The sequence below is a fragment of the Enterobacter sp. EC_50 genome (genome assembly GCF_019584525.1).
Lineage (GTDB): Bacteria > Pseudomonadota > Gammaproteobacteria > Enterobacterales > Enterobacteriaceae > Enterobacter > Enterobacter roggenkampii.
In genome coordinates this window covers 90,657-111,716 of sequence record NZ_VDAF01000001.1, presented here as the reverse complement: position 1 = coordinate 111,716, position 21,060 = coordinate 90,657, and the positions used below count along the sequence as shown (strand labels likewise).

17 protein-coding genes are annotated in these 21,060 nt (G+C 58.9%); 6 read left to right on the top strand and 11 right to left on the bottom strand.

Annotated features, from left to right (window positions below):
* Positions 1-21 precede the first annotated feature (21 nt).
* The 7 genes from FHC48_RS00520 to FHC48_RS00490 are packed head-to-tail and all read right to left on the bottom strand — an operon-like array spanning position 22 to position 11,348.
* Positions 22-2,193: a glycosyl hydrolase 2 galactose-binding domain-containing protein gene (locus tag FHC48_RS00520; protein WP_394851500.1), complete on the bottom strand. Its 2,172-nt coding sequence runs from the start codon at positions 2,191-2,193 to the stop codon at positions 22-24.
* Complete coding sequence (locus tag FHC48_RS00515) at positions 2,193-4,859, bottom strand: response regulator (protein ID WP_220418725.1); 2,667 nt, start codon at positions 4,857-4,859, stop codon at positions 2,193-2,195. The genes FHC48_RS00520 and FHC48_RS00515 overlap by 1 nt, the downstream gene beginning before the upstream one ends.
* Positions 4,860-4,869: 10 nt before the next feature.
* The gene (locus tag FHC48_RS00510) at positions 4,870-5,295 is read right to left on the bottom strand and encodes a globin (protein ID WP_008501676.1); all 426 of its coding nucleotides are present in this window, start codon (positions 5,293-5,295) and stop codon (positions 4,870-4,872) included.
* Positions 5,292-6,686, bottom strand: coding sequence for a DUF3131 domain-containing protein (locus FHC48_RS00505; protein ID WP_039025523.1), 1,395 nt, complete (start codon positions 6,684-6,686; stop codon positions 5,292-5,294). The genes FHC48_RS00510 and FHC48_RS00505 overlap by 4 nt, the downstream gene beginning before the upstream one ends.
* Positions 6,671-8,218 (bottom strand): DUF3131 domain-containing protein, encoded by a 1,548-nt coding sequence (locus FHC48_RS00500; RefSeq protein WP_059363640.1) that lies wholly within the window; start codon positions 8,216-8,218, stop codon positions 6,671-6,673. Before FHC48_RS00500 ends, FHC48_RS00505 begins: the two co-directional genes overlap by 16 nt.
* A complete protein-coding gene (locus tag FHC48_RS00495) occupies positions 8,215-9,534 on the bottom strand; it encodes a DUF3131 domain-containing protein (RefSeq protein ID WP_059363642.1) in 1,320 nt (439 codons plus the stop codon). Before FHC48_RS00495 ends, FHC48_RS00500 begins: the two co-directional genes overlap by 4 nt.
* Positions 9,531-11,348 (bottom strand): glycosyltransferase, encoded by a 1,818-nt coding sequence (locus tag FHC48_RS00490; protein ID WP_220420483.1) that lies wholly within the window; start codon positions 11,346-11,348, stop codon positions 9,531-9,533. Before FHC48_RS00490 ends, FHC48_RS00495 begins: the two co-directional genes overlap by 4 nt.
* Before the next feature lie 281 nt (positions 11,349-11,629).
* Between FHC48_RS00490 and opgC the strand changes: the two genes are divergently transcribed.
* The 5 genes from opgC to FHC48_RS00465 are packed head-to-tail and all read left to right on the top strand — an operon-like array spanning position 11,630 to position 15,736.
* Positions 11,630-12,847 (top strand): OpgC domain-containing protein, encoded by a 1,218-nt coding sequence (opgC, locus tag FHC48_RS00485; RefSeq protein WP_023327506.1) that lies wholly within the window; start codon positions 11,630-11,632, stop codon positions 12,845-12,847.
* Positions 12,848-12,858: 11 nt separating this feature from the next.
* A complete protein-coding gene (locus FHC48_RS00480; RefSeq protein WP_008501670.1) occupies positions 12,859-13,758 on the top strand; it encodes a hypothetical protein in 900 nt (299 codons plus the stop codon).
* Positions 13,759-13,767: 9 nt separating this feature from the next.
* Positions 13,768-14,982 (top strand): PP2C family protein-serine/threonine phosphatase, encoded by a 1,215-nt coding sequence (locus FHC48_RS00475; RefSeq protein WP_059363643.1) that lies wholly within the window; start codon positions 13,768-13,770, stop codon positions 14,980-14,982.
* Positions 14,972-15,310, top strand: coding sequence for an STAS domain-containing protein (locus tag FHC48_RS00470; protein ID WP_023292380.1), 339 nt, complete (start codon positions 14,972-14,974; stop codon positions 15,308-15,310). The genes FHC48_RS00475 and FHC48_RS00470 overlap by 11 nt, the downstream gene beginning before the upstream one ends.
* Positions 15,311-15,736 carry an ATP-binding protein gene (locus FHC48_RS00465; protein WP_021240154.1) on the top strand — a complete coding sequence of 142 codons (426 nt, stop codon included), beginning with the start codon at positions 15,311-15,313 and terminating at the stop codon, positions 15,734-15,736.
* A gap of 24 nt (positions 15,737-15,760) precedes the next feature.
* On the opposite strand, the gene FHC48_RS00460 is transcribed toward FHC48_RS00465, so the two are convergent.
* The gene (locus FHC48_RS00460) at positions 15,761-17,248 is read right to left on the bottom strand and encodes a UbiD family decarboxylase (protein ID WP_059363644.1); all 1,488 of its coding nucleotides are present in this window, start codon (positions 17,246-17,248) and stop codon (positions 15,761-15,763) included.
* Between the two features lie 113 nt (positions 17,249-17,361).
* On the opposite strand from FHC48_RS00460, the gene FHC48_RS00455 reads away from it, so the two are divergent.
* On the top strand, positions 17,362-18,246 hold the full coding sequence (locus FHC48_RS00455) for a LysR substrate-binding domain-containing protein (RefSeq protein ID WP_045354115.1): 885 nt from the start codon (positions 17,362-17,364) through the stop codon (positions 18,244-18,246).
* On the opposite strand, the gene FHC48_RS00450 is transcribed toward FHC48_RS00455, so the two are convergent.
* The 3 genes from FHC48_RS00450 to FHC48_RS00440 form a co-directional block, all read right to left on the bottom strand.
* Positions 18,237-19,148: a LysR family transcriptional regulator gene (locus FHC48_RS00450; protein WP_059363645.1), complete on the bottom strand. Its 912-nt coding sequence runs from the start codon at positions 19,146-19,148 to the stop codon at positions 18,237-18,239. The two genes, FHC48_RS00455 and FHC48_RS00450, sit on opposite strands and share 10 nt — an antisense overlap.
* Position 19,149: 1 nt before the next feature.
* Positions 19,150-20,136, bottom strand: a complete 987-nt coding sequence (locus FHC48_RS00445) for an MBL fold metallo-hydrolase (protein ID WP_049121219.1) — start codon at positions 20,134-20,136, stop codon at positions 19,150-19,152.
* Positions 20,137-20,278: 142 nt separating this feature from the next.
* A complete protein-coding gene (locus FHC48_RS00440) occupies positions 20,279-21,028 on the bottom strand; it encodes a 5'-nucleotidase, lipoprotein e(P4) family (protein ID WP_259281105.1) in 750 nt (249 codons plus the stop codon).
* Positions 21,029-21,060: the final 32 nt, after the last annotated feature.

Sequence of the window (21,060 nt, the reverse complement as noted above, 5' to 3'; positions counted from 1 at the left end):
CAATTTTCCTTTTCCCCTCGCTCACTTTATGACGGACTCCGTGCGCTGATTTTCGCCGACAATTTTTCCCGCGCTGTTTTCAATCGTAAACCGAATCGACACGTCGTCCTGGCCCGCGGGCGTGGCCGTGACCGCTTTTAGCATCGTTCCCGAGTCTGCTGCGATCGTCATCGTCGTCGTGCCTTTTGCCAGCACCTTATCGCGCTGGGTGATGCGCCAGCTCAGACGGCATTCGCGGCACGGTTTCCAGGTGTCGTTGATGGCCCACAGACGCACGGTCGCCGCCGCCCCGGATTGCCACTGCGCCGTGACGGGTTCAATGGACGGCAAAACAGGCTGGTAGGCGCGTTTTAAGGCGTAAAACCCGGCTTTAGGCTTACGCAGGTAGTCCACCACGCCCCAGTTGATGGAGGGCCAGGTTTCTACAAACATGAAGTGGAACAGGGCCGTCACCGGCTGGTAGCGCTGTCGACGGTAGCTCTCTGCCGCCGTGGCCACCAGCTGCGACTGGTACGCCTGAGTATTGCGGATCATCGCCTGAATGTTGTCCCCACGCGAAATACCGGCAAACTTAAAGGTCTGGAAGGGCTGAAAATTATGGTATTTCCAGACGGTCCAGCCGGGATCGTCAGCGGCGGTCGTTTTGGGCCAGAGTGACGCCGCCGGGATGATGGTTTTTAGCGTCGATAAGCGGGGAAGCGCCTGCGCGCCGAACTCGGTGATGATCCCCGTTTTGGCCGGAGCAAGCAGGTCGCGTACGGTACCAAAGTACCAGCCTGCCCAGTAATGCTCCTCAACGGCGGAGAAGCGGTGCACGATGCGCGAGGTATCTTCGACAAGCGTATCCGCCACCTTTTGCGTGAGTTCGCGATTCAGATCTTTATTCCAGTCCGGGAAGCGTTTTTCCATCCACGGCGAGTTCCACGGCGGTTCGTTATGCCCGCCCCAGACGATGATGGCGGGGGAATTGCCAAACTGTTCGATCATCTCCCGCGTCTGTCGAACCGCATTTTCCGTGAAAGCCGCACTGTTGTTGTAGCCCCACTGCAGCGGAACATCCTGCCAGATCATCATGCCCATCTCATCGGCCACGTCATACAACGCACGTCCGGCAACGTGTCCGTGCACGCGTATGGCGTTGGCATTCATGGCTTCCACCAGACGAAGATCGCGACGGTATTTTTCTCGCGTCATGGTGCTGAGCCAGGGGGAACCGATGTAATTACTGCCCTTAATGAAAAGGCGTTTGTCGTTAATGAGCCAGCCCTTATTGTCGGGCTGCTCGACGATCTTGCGCAGCCCGGTGCGGGTGACCGCCGTATCCATCAGGCCGTTTTCATCCCGAAATGCCACGCGAATGGTATACAGGTGGGGTTTTCCGGTACCGACGGGCCACCACAGTTTTGCCTTCGGCATGGGCAGCGTCAGCTGCACGGAATGGGCGCCGCTTTCGAGGGTAACCGGAAAGTCAGCCTGATAGCGCCTGCCGCTGAAGTTGGCGGGCGTGGCGGTGAGCCGCACGGTCGCCGGGCCCTGACCGAGCGCGCGATAGCGAATGTCTGCTTTCAGCGCGGGGTGCGTCAGCCCCTGTGACCAGTCTGGCCGCAGGATGGTCTCATCAAGGGTAGCGCCCCGGCTAAGATGCAGCCTCACCGGCGCCCAGATGCCGCCCGAGTTGGCGTCCTGTCCTTGCGGCGACCAGGCCCCGCCGGGACGCGTGTCATGCTGGTTAAGGATCCCCTTCATGACCGTTTTATGCAGCGGCCAGACCTTAGTGGGATCTTCGTAAGGGCTGTCCACCCTGACCACCAGTCGGTTGTGACGTTGTAACGCTTGACCGGCATCCAGCGAAAAGCGCTGAAAATAGCCCTCATGCTGGCCCAGCGGTTGGCCGTTCAGGGTGACCTCGGCCAGGTAGTCGACGCCGTCAAACACCAGGGTGCTCATTACGTCGGGCGGCTGCACGGGCAGGGAAAACGCGTGCTTGTACCACAGCGCGCCCTGGTGATCGTACCCGGCGCTGTACCAGTTGGCGGGGACCTGAAGCGGGCGCCAGCCTGATGCGGCAGGACGCGCGCTATCATTGGCGTCCTGAACCTGCCATTCTCCGGCCAGAGACCAGCTGACCGGCGCAGCGTTCGCCACCGTGTGGGTGGTCAACAGGGCAACGAGCAGCGCGCAGTTGCGAGTCATCATGCGTTTACCCCGCGCGCGTTGAGCCACGCCATCAGGCGCAGCGATTCCTTTTGAAGCTGCTGGTTTAGCGCCGCAAGCTGTTGCCCCTCCAGCGTGTGCGCCTCGCTCTCCAGCACCTGCAGCTGACGGGCGAGTCGCCCGAAATCCAGCGTGACGGCTTCTCCTCGCAGCTTGTGGGCGGCGCGGCGCAGCGCTTCACGATCGTCGCTGTCGATAGCCAGGGTGATGGCCTTCATGGCCTCCTCCAGCCCTTCGCCAAACAGGGCCAACAGCTCCTGAACCAGAACAGGGTCGTCAGCACACTGCTTCAGCAGGCGTGCTTCATCCGGGAAGGCGGAAGGGTCATCGTGGCGCGGGAGCACGCGAGCAATCTCCTCAGCGAGACGCTCCTGGCTGATGGGTTTGGCAATGTAGCCGTCGAACCCCATCTGAAGACAGCGCTCTTTATCCCCCTGCATGGCGTGTGCCGTCATGGCGACGGTGGGCTGCGCCGGTCCGGGCCGGGCGCGTTCTTCTTCACGCAGCAGGCGAATGGCGGTTTCACCGTCCATCTCTGGCATCTGAAGATCGATCAGCAAAACGTCCCACACGCCCGCGCGCCAGCGTTCCAGCAGTGCGACGCCATTATCGACGATCTGACAGGTGTGCCCGAGCCGCTCAAGCAGGCGCGCGGCGACCTTCTGGTTGACCAGATTATCTTCCGCAAGCAGGACCCTGAGCCCGGCTGTGTCCGGCGCGACGGTGGGCGCGGGCGCGCTTTCACTCACCGTCTTTGGTGCACGTTCAAACGCCGCGGCAATCGCCTGATGCAATTCATTCTGGGCGATAGGTTTGTGCAGGTAGTTCTGGATACCGATCCGCTTCAGCATATTGATATCAAAATGTCGGCTCATGGAGCTCAGCATGATGATATGGCTCTCAGCAACCTGCGGCAGCACCGAAAGTTCGAGAGCCAGCGACACGCCGTCCATATCCGGCATCTGCGCGTCCAGCAGGATCAGGGGCCATGCCGTTCCGGTTTTAACCCGGTTGATGGCCTCGCTGGCGTTATTAACGCAGGTGGGTTTCAACCCCATCTGGCTAAGCATGGCGGCCAATAGCCGCAGGTTGGTCGCGTTATCATCAACCACCAGCACGGGTTCCCCGTTAAAGCGATGGCTATGCCGGCGTTCCTCCGGGCCAGGCGCCTGGGCCGCAAGCGGTAGCACGAAGGAAAATTCGCTGCCTATCCCCGGCTCGCTGGAGACCGTTAATTCGCCGCCCATCGCCGCGACCAGTCGCGCTGAGATGGTTAGCCCGAGCCCCGTACCGCCATAGCGTCGAGTGGTGGAGTTATCCGCCTGGCTGAAGGCTTCAAAAATGGCTTTCTGCTTATCTGCCGGTATGCCAATGCCGCTGTCGCACACCCGGAAACGCCATCGATCCGCGCTATCGTCGGGCTCAACAATCAGGATAACTTCCCCTTGATGGGTAAATTTCAGCGCGTTACCCAGCAGATTGGTCAGGATCTGGCGCAGCCGCGCGCCGTCGACCAGCAGCACGTCGGGAACGTCGGGCGCAATATCGACCAGCAGCTCAATGCCTTTTTCGCTCGCCCCCGGCATGTGGGGGCGAATAAGCGACTGAATGAAGGGGCGGACCGGGACGGGCTCCGCCTCCAGCTCCACTTTGCCGGCTTCGATTCGGGAAAAGTCGAGAATGTCGTTGATGATATGCAGCAGAGACTGGGCAGAACTCATCACCAGCGTCAGGTAATCGCGCTGATCGGCACTGAGAGAGGTATCGAGGCACAGCTGGGTCATGCCAATAATGCCGTTCATGGGGGTGCGAATTTCATGGCTCATATTCGCCAGGAACGCGCTTTTCGCCTCATTGGCTTTTTGTGCCTCAATGGCCGAGGCGAACGCCTGAATTTCAGCCTCCTTGCGGCGCGTAATATCCTGCAGCGTGCCAATCACGCGCTCGGCGTTTCCCTCAATGGAGAGCGTGACCACCTGGCCGGAGAGCAGCATCCAGCGCAGACCTTCGGTAGGGTGATGCACGCGAATTTCGCATTCAAAGACCGGACGATGATCCTGCTTCGACGCGTGCAGCGCCTTGCGCAGCGCAGCGCGATCGTTCTCGTGGACCTGATTGAGCAGAAAACGCACCGGATATCGCCACTGGGTGCGCGACTGGCCCAGCATGGCAAGCAGGGTATCGTTGACCTGGAGCGTGTCGCCAGACACCTGCCAGTCCCAGATCCCGATATGGATGGATTCTGCCGTCAGCAGAAAATCGTCATGCAGCTGATGACGCGCCCGCTGTGCTTCATCCAGCTCCGTAACATCGCTGTGCAGGCTGACAATGCCGCCGTCCGCAAGGCGCTGGTGCTGGACGAAGATCCGCCGCTGGCCTGCCTGCCGCACTTCGCAGTGTTTATCCTGCCGACAGTTGCGCACGATCGACTCGCGCAGCGTCTGACGAAGGCCAGGGTCGACGTTGTAAACGGCGTCGATAAAGCGTTCCGCCAGCGACGCCAGCGTTGTGCCCACCTTCAGCCACGGGGTAATGACCGGATAAAAAAGGGCCACGTTGTGATTCCAGGCCTGCAGGCGTTCCTCGGCGTCATAAATCATGACGGCGGCCGGCAGCGCGTTAAGATCGTACGTGAATGCGCTCATCGTGATCCTCCTACGCGCGGTAGTGCAGTTCTGCCTGTCGGCGCAGGTATTCCAGCCCGGGCGCGATCGCCATGGCCCAGGCCGTCAGGATCTCATCGTCGCACTGCGGATCGCGCAGGCTCACGGTGTTCAACATCGCTTCGCGCCACAGGGCGAAAAAACGCGGCGGGAGGTGGAGACCGTCGTCACTTTGCTCCCGCGCCAGGCGCTCGAGAAAATCAGGCACGATTAACGCGCCGTCTACCGCAAGCATGGCGAAGAAACTCTTAAACAGAGTCTGCTGACCCTCGCTATCCGGCAGGCGAGAAAAATGCTGCTCCGTCTCGGGTGACATATGGACGAAGGCGTCATAGAACGTCTGAAAAAACGCCGTTTTATCATTATCCGGAAAGACGCGGTTCAGACTGGATTCAAACAGATCGCGGTAAAATTTCACGGCGTCCTCCTTACGGCATTTTCGCCCGGTAGACAGTGCCCGACGGGCGTATAGTCATCTGCCACACGGCGCGTAAAGTAGCTCTCTTTTTTAGCCCGGCGGGCGTCAAACAGGGGGCCCGCGTTGTGTTTAAAGAACAGGGCTTCCAGCACCGTGGCATTGGTAGAAAGGGTGAGCGCAGCGTTAGTATCGCCCGTGGCTTCCTGGCGGCCTTCGTACCAGCCTTTTTGCGGATCGTTAAGATGCTTTGTCACCGCCATCAGCACGTCGGTGTACGGGGTGTCCCACAGGGCCCACAGGGCAAAGACCGCTTTGGTCGATACCTGCGCGAAACGGGTGTAGTCCCGGCCATCGTCGCCGACAGAGTTCCAGGCATAGCCATTTCCCCAGACCGTATCCTGGATATGCCAGGGCGCCTGCGGGAGCGAGAAATCTGCCCTGGCCGTCAGGATCTTATCGGTCTCCCAGCGGCTCTTCTGGCTCAGCCAGACGTTTTCGGCCTGCTTGCGCAGGTGCTTTTGCCGATCGGCCGCAACGCCTTCGGGCTCCCAGCCAAACTCCAGGCCCGGCAGCATATAGGGAAGGGTGGTGATCAGGGAGGGCTGCCACGTGGTGCGCGGATCCCGGGCATCAACAGCCAGACGCCGTTGGGCGATGATGACGTGGTGCGCCGGGGGCGTAAACGCTTTCTCCGGGGAAAACCCCCACAGCTGAAACGCCGTTGCGGCATATTCGCTCTCGCCCAGGCGCAGCTCCTCGCGCACCACCGGCTGGCCGTTTTGCAGGGAAGATGACCACAGTTCGCCTTCACGATCGATGACCGGGCAGAAATTCCAGCGCAGGATGATTTTATCGAGGTATTCGCTGTACTGCGGTTCCCGCTCTGCGGTGAGGCGCAGGGCGAGCATCAGACGCGCCATGTCGCGCGCGGACCAGCCATTTTTAACCGGCTTGCCGCTAAAGTCGATCGGCGTCGCCGTCTGGCTGGAATAGAGTCGCCCGGGCGTCCGGGCCTCGGTCAGCATCAGGCGGTTGAGGGTGCCCATCAGCCGCGTCAGGCGAGCGTCATACTCGGCCTCCTCAATCAGCCCCAGCTCTTTGGCCGCCAGCAGGGCGATAAGCGTATCGCCCATTTGCCAGAGCGTGACGCGAGGCTGTTTGTCGCTGCCGTTGACCAGCCCGGTTTGCGGCTGGGTATTATTGACGAAATAGCGCCAGGCGATCGCCGCCCACGTCTGCTCTTCCGGCGTCAGGGCGGCAATGCGCGCGCTGGAGTGCCAGCCGCCACTGATGAGCCAGCGCCAGCCTGCGCCCTGATGGGCAAACAGCGCAAAGACGATCGCGCCTGCAAGGAGTAATCCCGCAAGCCCTCTGGCTATGGTTTTAAGCATTGCGCAGTCACCGGAGGCAGTTTAACGGGCTCGTCCACGCTGCATGACGCGCACTGACAGGCCTGGCAGGCGGGTTTGGTGCGCTGCGTGACGCCGGTCCGGTCGCACCAGCTTTTTACGGCCGGGGTGCTGGCAAGGAACGGGCGGCTGCGCAGCGCGTTGTTCTCTTCAAACTGATCGAGCAGCTTTCGATCCCACAGAGACGGGGCAAAATCCTTGCTCTTCGGGTTGTCGGTGTTGAAGGCCAGCAGTTTTCCCTCTTTTTTGAACAACAGGGCCTCCAGCATGATGCCGTTATTGTTCGCGGTGAACTCTTTAATCGGCCCGTCGCCGTTTTCATACAGCCCTTCGTAGTAGCCTTTTCCCTCTTCGTTGGCATTCTCAATGGTGTTCAGCAGGCGGTCGGTATAGGGGGAGTTCCACAGCACCCACATGCCCAGCGCCGCCTTCAGCGAAATCGCGGCAGCGTTAGGGACAAACTGGCCTTTATCGGTAATGGTGTTCCAGTTGTACCCGTCGCTGAAGACGGTGTCATAGACGAAGTAAGGGGCCTTATCGAGCTGGTGCTCGGAGCGCGCGGTCAGGACGCCGGTAATGGTATAGCGGTTCTCCTGAGCCTGATAAACGCGGTCGGCAAAGTTTTTCATCCACGTCAGGGAGTAGTCGCGCGGGGCGTTATCCCGGTCGGTCGGTTTATCAAAGCCGAACTCCAGCCCGTAGAGCAGGTAGGATTCCGTCACCACGTAGTTATGCTGCGACGTGTTGCGCGGGTCGCGCGTATCGTACGGGACCAGCACGCAGGAGATCTCGGCCAGCTCGTAAGGCTGCGGACGGCTGGCTTTGCAGGTATTGAACCCCCACAGCTGGAAACCGGCCGCGCCGTACTCTTCATAGCCCAGTCGACCTTCCTGAACGTACTTTGGCTGGCCGTTCTCCAGATAGGCTCCGTACAGTGTGCCGCAGGGGTCGATCGCGTGGCTGAAATCCCAGCCGAGCACCACGTTATCAATACTGTTGCCGTATTCCGGGTAACGCTCCTTGATGATTTTCAGCCAGACCAGCATTCGCCCGATATCCAGCGCCGAGAAGCCAATTTCGCCGGGCTTGTTGGTGTAGTCCACCTTCTGACCGCTGATGGTGTTATAGGCCTTGTTGGGCAGCTCGTTGCGGAACAGCACCAGGGTGTTTAACGTGGCGAGAAACTTCAGCATCCGGCGGTCAAATTCCGCTTTATCAATGATCCCCAGCTCGCGCGCCGCCGTCAGGGCGGCCAGATAGGAGGCGCTGTCCCACATGGTGGTGGAGGGATATTTGTTGACCGCATTCACCAGGCCCGTCGTGGGCTGATAGTTGGTGACGAAATACTGCCAGGCGTTTTTGGCGATGGTCATCTCCCGGGCCGTCAGCTCGCCGCTGCGCGGGGAGTAACCTGATGCAGGCAGCTCGGTGTCCGCACGCACGGTCGATAGCGCCAGCCAGCAGATCGTTATTCCCGTGAGCAGGTGGAAAAGGATCGGGGATCGTGGCTTCATGGCGTTGCTCCTGCTGAGGGGGATGTGTAGAGGCAGGCCAGACAGAGCATCTGGCCATGCGCGATGTAAGACAGACTTTCCAGCACAATGGCATTGGTATCGGCGTCCACGACGCCATTGACGCTGTTGTTGAGATTTAACCCGCGCTGCCAGCCTTTACCCGGCACCTGAAGCGGCAGAACCTGCTGGCGCAGCGCTTCGCTCCAGCTGTTGCGGAACAGGGCATACCAGGCAAACGCGGTGCGGGTGGAGGTCATCGCCACTTTCTCCGGCGCCTCGTCGCGCAGGTTACGCGCCTGTACCGGCTGCCTGTCCGGCAGATCGTTAACGTAATCCGGCGCGGGTTCGGCATAATCCGTGCTGACGGGGGGTTTTGGCGCGCGCAGGCCGTGGCGCCGCTGCTGGATCTGCATAATCCGCCACGCAATTTCAGCGCTCTGCGCATCAAAGCCCAGCTCAAGACCGGTTAACAGATAGGGGAGACTGATCAGCGAGGTTTGCTTGCCCCAGGGCGTGCGAAGCCCTTCATCGGGCACCATTACGCCATCCAGATCGATCATCTTTTGCCCTTCCGGCGGGTTGGTCACCGCGAGTCCTGCCGCGCTGTCAATCAGGCGCAGCGTATGGCTGGCATAGAGACGGTAGCCAAAAGTGTCCCGCTGTTCATCGTCGGCCAGCGTCCAGTGGTGGAGCGGCACCGCAGCCTGGCTTTGGGTGTTATTTTCAATCAGCGCCGCGGTGCGCCACACGCTCAACAAATCGCGGATGGCCGCCGCGTGCTGGGGATAGCGCCACAGCAGGGTCTGTAATGCCGTCAGCAGCCGGCTCAGACCGATTGCGGAGGCGTCAGGTTTGCCCAGGATCTTGAGCGTGTCCGCATGGTAATAGGCGGCGGGGAGACCTTTGTCATTGAGCGGCAGTTGCCCCAGCGTGAACACGGCGGTGCTGACCCTCTCGTCAAACTCATCGGTGGAAATGATATTGAGCTGCTCTGCGGCAGCGGTCGCAAAGAGGTAGCTTCCCACGCTCCAGAGGCTCAGCCAGGGTTCACCGTCGCTGGCGTTCGCCAGGCCGTTTGGCTGGGTATTATTCACGTAGTATTGCCAGGCGACCCGCGCCCAGATGGCTTCGTCATAGGTCAGCGCCCGTTTTGTGGGCAGCGGCGGGAAGTCTTTACTGAGTGCGATGCCGCCGCTGCTTTCCACGCGCGTGGGCATCTGTTTCTCCACCCAGACCACAATGGCAAAGCCGATCAGGAAGCCGAGCAAAATGGTGAGGTAGCTGCGCGCGGGCAGCAGGGCGTCACGTATCCTCATTGAGTGACCTCGTCCTCTTCAGCGGGCGTCCACATGGCCGCGAAAATCAGCGGCAGCATGGCGGCGATGTTCACCCCTCCCCAGAAAATATTGGTGACGTAGCCGGAGGGGTCGTCCACCTGCCCACGCGCCACCTGAATACCGCCCCAGATAAGCCCTGCGAGGGTCAGCACCACGATGGCAATCTGCGGCTTCACCAGGTAGAGAAAACGGCCCGTCTGCCGCTCTTTTGGCGTGACGTGAAATTTGATCTGCTCGCCCCGCAGCACCGTATTAAGCGCGCGCAGGTTCATGGAAAAGAAGGAAAGGTATGAGGCCCTGCCGTCCCAGGCCGAGATCCCCCAGGTGCCGAACATAAACGCCAGTTCAGAGAAGATAAAAAAGGGGAGAAAGTGGAGATAGAACGGCGTCGACCAGGCGGACACCGGCGGAATGCCGGTAAACAGATAGATAATGGGCGAAATCAAAAACACCGTGTTCCACACGCAGGCCATGTATGACCAGAAGGTGGTGGCATACATCAGCGTCTGGGGGAGTGAAAGCCTGAAGCGGCGACGGCTGAAGATGTTGTCATGAAACAAAATATCCAGCGAACCGGCGGCGTACTTAAAGCGCTGGATCATCCAGGTTAGCATATCCTGCGGAGAGAGCATCTTCGACTCAACCCGCGGATGCATAACCGAGCGCCAGCGCCGTGCGGCGTCACCGTGCAGCAGCACCGAGGTGTAAATATCTTCCGAGACGTGGAATTTGTAGGGGGTAAGCTCGGTGTCAAACGCCACGTGCGGACGCATTGCATTCTGCAGCGCGTCCCGGGTCTCCTCATCGCGAATGTCGCGCGTATGACGATGGATCTCCTCTTCGACGGACCAGACATAGCTTCTCAGCGCGGCCTGCATGACCGCCTCGCGACGGTGAATGGACGCTGCGCCGCAGCAGAAAGCCGCGTTCGCCCAGTTGCGCCGCCGCAGGATCACGTCATAGAACATGCGCGGATCGTTAAAAAACGGGTCGCGGCCAATCGTGATCGGGCCAACACACTTTTGAATCAGCCAGCCCAGGCCGTAGCCCACTTTTCCGGCTTTTCGCTGGCCCCAGCGCGACAGGTTTTCTCCTTCCGGAAGATCGAAGAACCACTGCGGCGTCTGCACCCAGGCCACGTCCGGATCGCGAAAATAGCCCAGCGTATGGCTGAGCAGGGTGGGAAATACCCGGGTGTCGGCGTCGCAGATAACAATAAAATCGCCGTCGGTTTGCTCAAGGCCGTTGCGCAGGTTGCCGGCCTTAAAGCCGATGTTGGTCTGGCGAGTGATATAGTTAACGCCTTCCTCTTCGCAAACGGCTTTCATCTCCGGGCGGCGGCCGTCATCAAGCACGTGGATGCGGTAGTCAATCGGGAACGGGTACGTCATCTTCAGGGCATCGCGAATGGACAGCCTGACCAGCTCGGTGTCTTCCGAGTAGGTGGCAATGAACAGATCCACCTTGACGGGACGGGGCTCTACGGCCTCCTCAGGCGACAGGCATTCGTTAATTTCGCCGGGCGGCGGACTCTGAGGCGGATCCTGTTCTTTCCACAAATTGATGGTAAACAGCACGGTGCCAATCCACGCCAGGGTTTCGGCGAGGACCAGCGGAATGGCATACCATAATGCGTCAGTATTCAGGGAGGCGGTCCAGCGCCAGTAAATATAATTAGCACCCAGAATAAGCGCCGCGACCGCTAACACCTGCCAGGTGAACATGACCCAGCGCGGTGTTGTTAACGGTTCCGGAGGACGACGATGTTCAAAACGGGAAAAATAAAAATCCATAGTTCCGGCGTTCCTGATTCCGTGAAAATGCAGACCCATTCTGCTGCGCAGACAGTTGCCCAAAAGCGAAAGAAAATAGCGATTAAACAAGATTTAAGATAAGTGTAGAACGCCGAATAAAAGTGTCCAGCCACGTTTTTATTAATATTTAGCGATGGTTAATTCAGCTTAAATTCTGCTTAATGATGTTTCATCGGTCGTCGATAAATTTCGGTTACTATTCCTTTAGGCTATCTACTTTATTTAGACCTTAATTTTCGTTTTCAGGCAAAGGACACCCTATGAGCCATGTTGCGCCGTCGGTAGCGCAAGAAGATGACGCTAAATCAACAGCATGGCGGTATGCCGTTGCAGGTGCCAGGGACCTGAGAATCGACTTTATGCGCGGCATTGCCCTCGTCATGATGGTCGTGGCGCATACGGAGGTGATGTCGGTATTTAATATATTCTCCTGGGAGCGTTTTGGGTTAACAACCGGTGCAGAAGGTTTTGTTATTCTCTCGGGGTTTATGCTTGGCATGCTGAACCGCGCGCGTCTGCAAAAAGTGGTTTTGCTCACGGTTTCCTGGGGGCTTTATCTCAGGGCATGGAAAATATATCGTGTAAATATCATTATCATAGTGTCGTTTATTCTTCTGGCCTATATCCCACATATTAATGTTTTCGAGGTCACCCATTTTACCGACCGTTTTTCGGGTGAAAGCTGGTCGCTTTATCCGGTTACGCCGCAAATAAAAGAGACCTGGTTCAACATTATCCTCTATTTGCAGATTGGCCCTCATCAGACGCAAATTCTGGGGCTGTATATCTTTTTGCTGCTACTCAGCCCGCTATTTTTGGGGATGCTGCAGAAAGGAAAAGTCTGGTGGCTGCTGGGGCTGTCGCTGCTGGTGTACAGCCTGTGGCAGCGCTGGCCGCTTCGGCTGACGCCGTCGGAATTCGAATTTGCCTTCCCGCTGCTCGCCTGGCAGTTCATCTTTGTGCTGGGCATGGCCAGCGGCTGGTATAAAGCCGAACTGCTCTCTTTCGCCCGGACGCCTCCGGGGAAAGGGGTGGTAGTGGCGCTGGTCATGGTGTCGCTGGTGCTGGGATTTGTCGCCCAGAACCATACCAACCCGTTTATGCCGCCCGCGCTGCTGATGCACGTCATCCCGCCTGACAGCTTCAATTCGTTTTATCACACCTGGGCGGCGAAGAACGGGCTGGGCCCGGTGAGGGTGCTAAACGATATCGCCCTGATGGTCACCGTCTACCTGGTGCTGACGTATTGCTGGACGCCGCTCAATCGCCTGCTGGGATGGTTCCTGATCCCGCTCGGCCAGCACTCGCTTTATACCTTTATTTTGCATGTGTACGTGGTGCTGCTGGTGAGCCAGTTCATCACCTTCGACTTATGGCGACATGCCTGGATAGAGAACACGTTAGTGCATGCGGCGGCACTGGGTATTTTGTGGCTGATGGCAAAATACGACGTCGGCGCACGCTGGATACCTAACTAAGGATGGCGGTTATGCGCGAAAAATGGCTTCTGGCGGGCGTGCTGCTCGCCGCGATCCCCGCCGCAGAGGCGGCGAAAAGCAGTGAAAATGAATCCCTGCGCGATAAGAACGGTGAACCTGTTCAGGCTGGCGTCTTTACCAGCCGCTGGGGGCGCCTGTTCTCGGGTAACGACAAGAAATTCTCAGGTGCGCTGAGCTTTAGCTCGGGACTGAAAGAGCAGTGGATGAGCATTCCCAACAGTTCAGACACCGCCACGGAAAAGAAAAAGATTAACCAGACGCTGAATCTCAGCCTTCAGTATTCCCCCTACAGCTTCTGGTTTGCCAACATTACGTCCCGACTGCCGGTCAGAGACACCAGCCGCTACACCGCCGATTTTCGCTACAGCTTCGGCTACGATGACTGGCACGCCAACACCGTCAGTCTGGTTTACAGCAACTACGGCGATAACCATTTCTGGACATCGGGCAGCCGACGACACACCTATTTCGAACAGGGCGCCTTCACGCTGGCCTACAAGTTTTCGCTACCGAAACCGGTCGAAAACACGCTCCTGATTAATAAAGGGGATTCTATCATTTGCCAGGTCGGGTACAGCTGGGTGCCGCGCTACTACGACCTCAGCAGCGATGACATCCGCAAAAATAAAAACGTCATGCTCGGCGGCTGCGGCTACACCTTCAAACAACATTTCTTCGTTCGCGCGACGGCATTCTGGTTCCCGGACAGCAGCCAGCAGCAGCCCTGGAACGGCGATTACAGCTACAGCTTCGGTTATGCCGGCTATACGCCGGGTTCGTTCTCCATCCAGTACGCGAACTATGCGGGAACGCGCTATCCGGGGCACGGCAACGGGAATGCAAAATTCAGGGAAGGGACCGTGAGCCTCATCTGGTTCTTACCGCTTTAGGAGGGATGTATGTCGGCGCTGCACGTGTTAATCGTTGAAGATTCGCTGATTTATCGTCGGTTACTCTCCCGAATGCTCACCCAGTGGGGGTATATCGTGAGCGAGGCGGAAAATGGCGTCGCCGCGCTGGAAATACTGTCCAGCCAGCCGATCAGCATGGTGATAAGCGACTGGGACATGCCGGAAATGGATGGACTCACGCTCTGTCAAACCATCCGCAACCGTCAGTTTGGCCACTACGTCTATGTCATTCTGCTCACGGCACGCGAAAATGCCGGGGATTTAACGCAGGGCTTTGATGCCGGAGCCGATGATTTTTTAAGCAAGCCGGTCGAGCAGGATGAACTGCGGGCGCGTCTGCACGCCGGGGTCCGTATTTTAACGCTGGAAGCGACCCTCGCGGCGCACAACAAGCGCCTGAGTGAAGCGTTGCACCAGATTGAACAGGATCTTGAACTCGCGGCGCGCGTTCAGCACTCCGTGCTGCCTTCGCACCGCTTACGCTTTGGGAACTACTTTTCCGACTGGCTTTTCATGCCGTCTGCGTGGGTCTCAGGCGATGTGTTCAATATTTTTCCACTCGATTCTCACATTGGGTTCTATTGCGTGGATGTGTCCGGTCACGGCGTGGGGGCCGCGATGATGTCCCTCGTGGTGGCGCGTCAGTTCTTACATGGCCGGGTGGTAGACCGTTTTTTGTTTACCGATCAGGGCGGCATTCAGTCGCCTGCGGAGGTGATCGGAATCCTGAACAGCCGCTTTTGCAGTGAAGAGAGCGACATTACCAGCTATTTCACCATTATCTACGGGGTGATCGATCCCGAGAGCGGACGAGGGGTGTTGTGTCAGGCCGGGCATCCTACTCCCGTCATTGTGAACGCAGACAGCGCCGTCACGTCCGTGGGCAACGGCGGCCCGCCGGTGGGGCTGATGCCTGACCTCAGCTGGGAGGACGTCGCGTTTACCCTCAATCCGGGGGATCGCTTATGCTTATTCAGTGACGGTATTACGGAGTGTGAGAACGTCAGCGGCGAGCAGTTTGGCCCGCAGCGTCTCGAACGCTGGCTTCATGACCATGCGCGACTTCCGGTTGACCAGCTCCTGGCGCGGTTCGGTGACCACCTGACCGGCTGGCGCAATGCAAATCGTGATGAACCGACCGCCTTAACCGATGACGTTTCACTGCTCGTGATCGAGCGTCAGGGAGAACAGAATGATTATTAACACTGAACGACTACCGCATGCCAACATCCTCACGCCCGCAGTCCGGCGGCTGGATGCCTCCGTTGCCGCGACGTTTAAAGCGTCCGTGACGGAAGAAATTGGCGACGATCGCAAGGCTTTGATTGTCGACTTCAGCAAAGTGGATTTTATCGACAGCAGCGGGCTGGGAATGCTGGTGTCGTTGTTTAAGCTGATGAACGGGAAAGGCGACATGGCGCTGTGCTCCCTGAACCCCGGGATCATGAACATGTTCACCCTGACCCGCATGGACCGCATATTCCGCATCTATCCGGACAAAAGCAGCGCGCTTGCGCAGCTGGGGCAGTAGATGCAGACGCCGGTGCAGGCAGAATTTCCGGCGGTGCTCGGTTCCCTGACGCCGCTGGCCGGCTGGCTGGAAGCGCGGCTGAGCGCGCTTCCCGTAGATGATGAGTGGCGTTTCGCGCTCGATCTCGCCGTCTGTGAGGTGGCGACGAATATCATCCGGCACGCGCTGCATGAGGATGCCTCACGCACATTCAGCGTACGCTTCGATATCCGCGACAGCGACGTCTGCATTGTTTTTACCGACGCGGGCGACGCGTTCCCGCTGGCGCGGCTTGAGGCCGCCAGGCGAGACCGTTTTTGTGAAATCTCGCCGCTGCTGGAGAGCGGTAGGGGGCTGATGCTCATTTTGCTGAGCGTCGATCGTTTCTCGGTGGAGCGCGCGGCGGGTGAAAATATTGCCACGCTTGAAAAGAAAATCAGCGTATGACCCGCGGGCCATACGCGCGTGATTTTATTTCTTATCGGCAAACAACTCCGGTGCCCACGGACGTGGATCCACTTCCATAAACGGCGCCCGTTCGAAGCGATCCTTCAGCGCCCACGGCACCGTGCAGTCGAAGATCGTCTTGCAGGAAATGCCGTTGCCGCGAATCGAGGTGCTGTAATCCGGCGACTGGGACGGATCCAGCTGGTGGCCGCGGATCCCAGGAATATTGGTGATGCTCACATCGCCCTGCATGCGGGTGGTCATCGCCCACAGGATGTCGTCGCTGTCGAAAATATCCACGTCCTCGTCGACCAGAATAATGTTCTTCAGCTCCGAATAGGTGGCTAAGGCTATAAGCGCCGCCTGGCCCTGACGTCCTTCGTCTGACGGCTGGCGTTTTTTCACCTGCAATATCCCGAGGAACTTGCCGCCGCCCGCGGTATGGGCATAGACGTTTTGCAGGAAGCCCGGAATAGCCTCCTCTACGGCATTGCGGATGCTGGCCTCAGTCGGCAGTCCGGCCAGCGTGGTATGTTCTTCCCCCGGTCCCACCAGCGTTTGCAGGATCGCGTGGTTGCGCATGGTCACGGCTTTCACTTTGATCACCGGCAGGGAGGGATTCGCCTCGCCGCAGTAGCCCGGGAACTCCGGCATCGCGTGGCCGGTGTTGGTGTGCTGATCCTCTCTCACGCGCAACCCCGGCAGCAGTTCACCTTCGATGATGATCTCCGCTCGCGCGATGGCTTTCTCTTTGACCGCCACGCCCTGCACCAGCTCAACCGGCTGCTGGCGCAGCGCCCCGGCGACGCCCAGCTCGTTGTAGCCAAACGGCGTGGTAGGGGCCTCAAAGCACGCGCCGATGTAGATGGCGGGGTCGAGACCCATGTTGATCGTCACCGGCAGCGGTTTTCCTGCCTCCTCCGCTTTTTTGCGGAAGACTTCGATATGGCGCCCGGCGGCAAGGAACATGGAAAGCTCGTCGCGCTCCTGAACGCAGAGGCGGTGGATGGTGACATCCGTCAGCGAGCTGTCTTCCGGATCGCTTGCCAGCACCAGCCCCAGACAGAAGAACGGACCCGCATCAATCGGCGTGTTGGTTGGGGCCGGAAGCAGCTTGCGCAGGTCGAAGTCAGGATCGTCAGCATAAAAGACCTGCTCCTGGCAGGGGGCCTGCGAGGCCGGAACGACAACCGGCGCAACCGGCTTTTTCACCGCCTGGCCGACGTGTTTTGCCAGTTCAGAGGGCTCGCAGCCTAACAGCAGCGCCGCGCGCTCGCGGCTGGCGTGCATGCCCACCAGGATGCGGGAGTGCGGATAGCCCTTCACGCTGTTGAACATCATGGCCGGGCCCGTACGGGTTGGACGTTTGACCGTGCCGCCTGCGCCGATATGGCGGTAGACGCCCGCCAGCTCCGCATTGGGGTCGACCGGACGATCGGTTTCAATGTACTGCCCTTCGTGGCGCTGCAGTAAGGCGATGGCGCTGCGGAGATCGTTAATCTGGTTTTCCATATTTTCCTCCCTCGGTTGAATACCTCCATTTTTATGGCAATGACCAATAGCATCAATTGCATCATTACTGTTAAATTGATAAGTAAATTGATATCAATTCAGGAGGTCGTCTCGTGCAGTTTCGCCAGATGCGCCACTTCATCGTCGTGGCCGAAGAGCTCCATATGCACCGGGCCGCCGAGCGTCTGAACATGGCGCAGCCAGCGCTGAGCCAGCAGATAAAGGCCCTGGAAGAACGCTTAGGCGTCACGCTTTTCAGCCGGGCGAACCGCCGCTTGACCCTGACGCCCGCGGGCGAAGCATTTCTCGTGAAAGCCCGGCTTGCCATCTCGCTGACCGAACAGGCGGTGCTGGACGCCAGACAAACGGCACGGGGCGAGCAGGGTGTGTTAAACCTCGGGTGCGTGTCGAGCGCGATGTTTGACGGCAGGCTGCCCGCCGCGCTGCGCCAGATGCACAGCCGCTGGCCCGCCATTACCATGTCGCTGATGACGGGAAACGTGCAGACGCTCTACGCCGCCGTGCAGAGCAACCAGCTGGATGTGGCCATCATCCGCGCGCCGCTGCCGTCGCTGCCGGACGATCTGCAAAGCCGCCCGTTCGCCTCGGAGAAAACGGTGCTGGCGCTGTATCGTCAGCATCCGCTGGCCGGGTCCGCCGCGCTGACGCTTTCGTCGGTGAAAGACGAAAAATGGATCTCCCTGCGCGACCCGGAGGGAATGGGGCTGGAGCAGTACTTCTATGACGCCTGCAGCGGGGCGGGCTTTCAGCCGGACGTGGTGCAAAACGCGACCGACGTGCCCACGGTCATCAGCCTGGTTTCGGCAGGGTTTGGGGTGGCGCTGCTTCCCGCCTCGGCAAAGGCGGTGAGCGTCGAGAATGTCGTCTACGTGGACATCCTCGACCGGCTGCGGGAGAGCGAACTCACCCTGGTTTGCCACCGGATTATACGCTCAGAAGTGCTTAAAAAGTTTCTGGTTACGCTCGATCACACCTGACGTCCTGCTGCCCGCAGCAGCTGCTCGCGTAGCCAGGCATTCGCCGGATCCTGGCTGTTTTTCGGGTGCCAGTACATGTTGATGGTAATGGGCTGGAGCGGCAGCGGTGGTGCAAAGAGATCCAGCGTGCTGGCAAACTGCTTCAGCATCCGTTCCGGCAGGGTGCACATCAGGTCGGTACCGGCAACCAGCGCAGGCGCCATAGCGTAGCTCTGGGTGGACATGGCAACGTGTCGCTGATAGCCCAGCCCGGCGAGGGTTTGGTCGACAAATCCGGTAAACGGATCGCCCGCCGACGACACCACCAGATGGGAAAGCGCGCAGTAGATCTCCAGATCTAACGCACCCGTTCCGCGCGGATGGCCTTTTCGCTGGGCGGTGGCAAACGCGTCGTCGAGGAGTTTGCGCCTTACCCACCCGTCATGGGCGCCCGCGCTCACGCCGATGTAGAGATCCACATCGCCGTTCTCCAGCTGCTGCGGCAGTTCGGCCATCTCGGGCAGGGCGAAGCGCAGGCGAATACCGGGAGCATCGGTACCCACCTGGTGAAGCAGCGCGGTGCCGAGCATCAGCGCCGGGTTTTCATGCAGCGCGATGACAAATGTCCGGCTGCTGGTTTGCGCGTCAAACGCGGTGGGCGCAAACATCGCGCTGATGCCGCGCAGCACGCCTGTCACATGCGGCCTGAGCGCTTCCGCGCGCGGCGTGGGTAACACCCCGCGTCCATGCGGGGAGGGAATGAACAGCGGTTCGCCAAACAGCGTGCGCAGACGCGCGAGACGGGCAGACAGCGCGGGCTGGCTGATGCCCAGCCGCGCGGCCGCATGGGTGATGTTCCTGTCCTGAAGCAGGGCGTCCAGCGTCAGGAGCAGGTCTATGTCCATGTCAGATATCCGCGTCATCTTATTTCGCGCTGCTGGCGTCCCGGTTTGTATAGGTCACAGGGACCCAGGCATAGCCGCCTTTCTCGCCTTTCGTCACATAGCCGATGCCCGGGAAAGGCAGATGGGGCGCGGCAATGAGGTCCTTGTTTTTCACAAAGTCAGCGAACGCATGCTCGCGTACGCTTGCCGCTTTGTTCTCGTCTTCATCGTAGGTGATGGTCACCGCAGGCTGCGGGAACTGGACCGCCGCGGCGTGAATGATGTCGCCGACAAAGGTGATCTTCTCGCCTTTGCTTGTCAGGGTGTAGAAGGCTGAACCCGGCGTGTGTCCGGGATGAACCGTGCCGGTAAGCCCCGGAAGAATCTCCGATGTGCCGCTAAACGGCACCACTTTCCCCGCGTCAAGGTAGGGTTTTAAGGTCTTCTGCGCGACGTCGAAGTAGTTCTTGCCGTAGCCGGTTTTCTTCTGATTGTCGTCGTTAAAGAAAAAGTCGATGTCCGGTTTGCCAACGAAAACGCGCGCGTTGCTGAACACCATCTTGCCGTCTTTCACCAGGCCACCCGCATGATCGGAGTGGGCGTGGGTCAGCAGGACTTCAGTGATGTCCTCGGGTTTTATTCCCTGCGTGGCGAGGCTCTCAACCAGACGTCCGCCGGTATCAGGACCAAAGAGCTGGCCCGAGCCGGTATCCACCAGGATTTTATGTCCGGGTATCGCAATCAGAAACGCGTTGATGGAGACCTCAGCCGGGTTGGTCTGGAAATTTTTTGCGAGCAGCGCATCAATGTTTTGCGGCGTTGTCCGGCGCAGCAGCTTGTGCAGATCCTGCGCGACGGTCCCGTCGGTAAACGAGGTGACAAGCACGTCGCCGACCTGCACGCTGTAACCGCCCGCCGGTTGTTTAACGACGTGCTGCGGCGTTTCTGCAGAGGCCTGGAGCGCAGGGTAGAAAAGCAGTGAGCTGGAAATCAGCGTGGAAAGAGCAAGTTTTTTCACGGTAAGCATACGAGTCTCCTTTGAAAGTGCTCATCTTACTGCTCCGTAAAATTATAAGAACCTGCCCAGAAATGATAGGACCTATAAACGGGATGGATAGGAAACCGAAGGGCCGGGAAGGCGCGCGATAGCTTTCCCGGCCCGTAAGACATTATTTTTTCAGCGGTGCGTTCCAGCTGTCCGGGGTGGCTTTGGACCATGAGCCATAAGCGGCATTAGGCAGCACAATCCAGTCGTTGCCGAAGTGTTCCGCGCTGGCCTCAACCAGTTCACGCTGCTGTTCGCTCGGCTTTTTGTTTTTAAACTGCACGGCGAAATCCGGCAGGCTGTCGCCGAAAAGCATCACGATCTGCTGCTTTTTGAGGATGCTCTGACGGCGCTCTTCCTTGCTGACCGTATCCAGCAGCACGCTTTCGTCAGATACCTGCGGCAGGCCGAGAGCGTTTAACGTCTTCAGCGTGTCGGCTTTGTTTTCCTGCATACGATCCGAGACATAGTAGATGCGGACCTTGCTTTGATTCACGTGGTCAAGAAACGCTTTCGCCCCCGGAATTAAGCCGGGTTTTCCCTGTTTCTCCCAGTCGCTCCAGGTGTCCCATTTCGTATAGTCGTGACACTGCTCCATGTCGCGCACCAGCAGAGGGGTGTTATCCAGTACCGTTTCATCCAGGTCCATTACCACGGCGTAATTTTCGGGCGTTTTCAGATCCTTTAACTTTTCGTTAAAACGCTCGGTGGCAAACCGATAGGTTTGCAGCTGAAGGGCCATAATCTCTGCCGATTTCTGCTGATAGCGCAGCGCCATTTCGTACGCTTTCGGTTCACACTGGTCGTGCTCCGCGGCCGTCGCCGCTGCCGTTGCACTCAAAACCGGTAATGCCAGCAGTAATGCCTTAGCCATTGAATTCACACTTCTTTCCTCAACACCGTGGT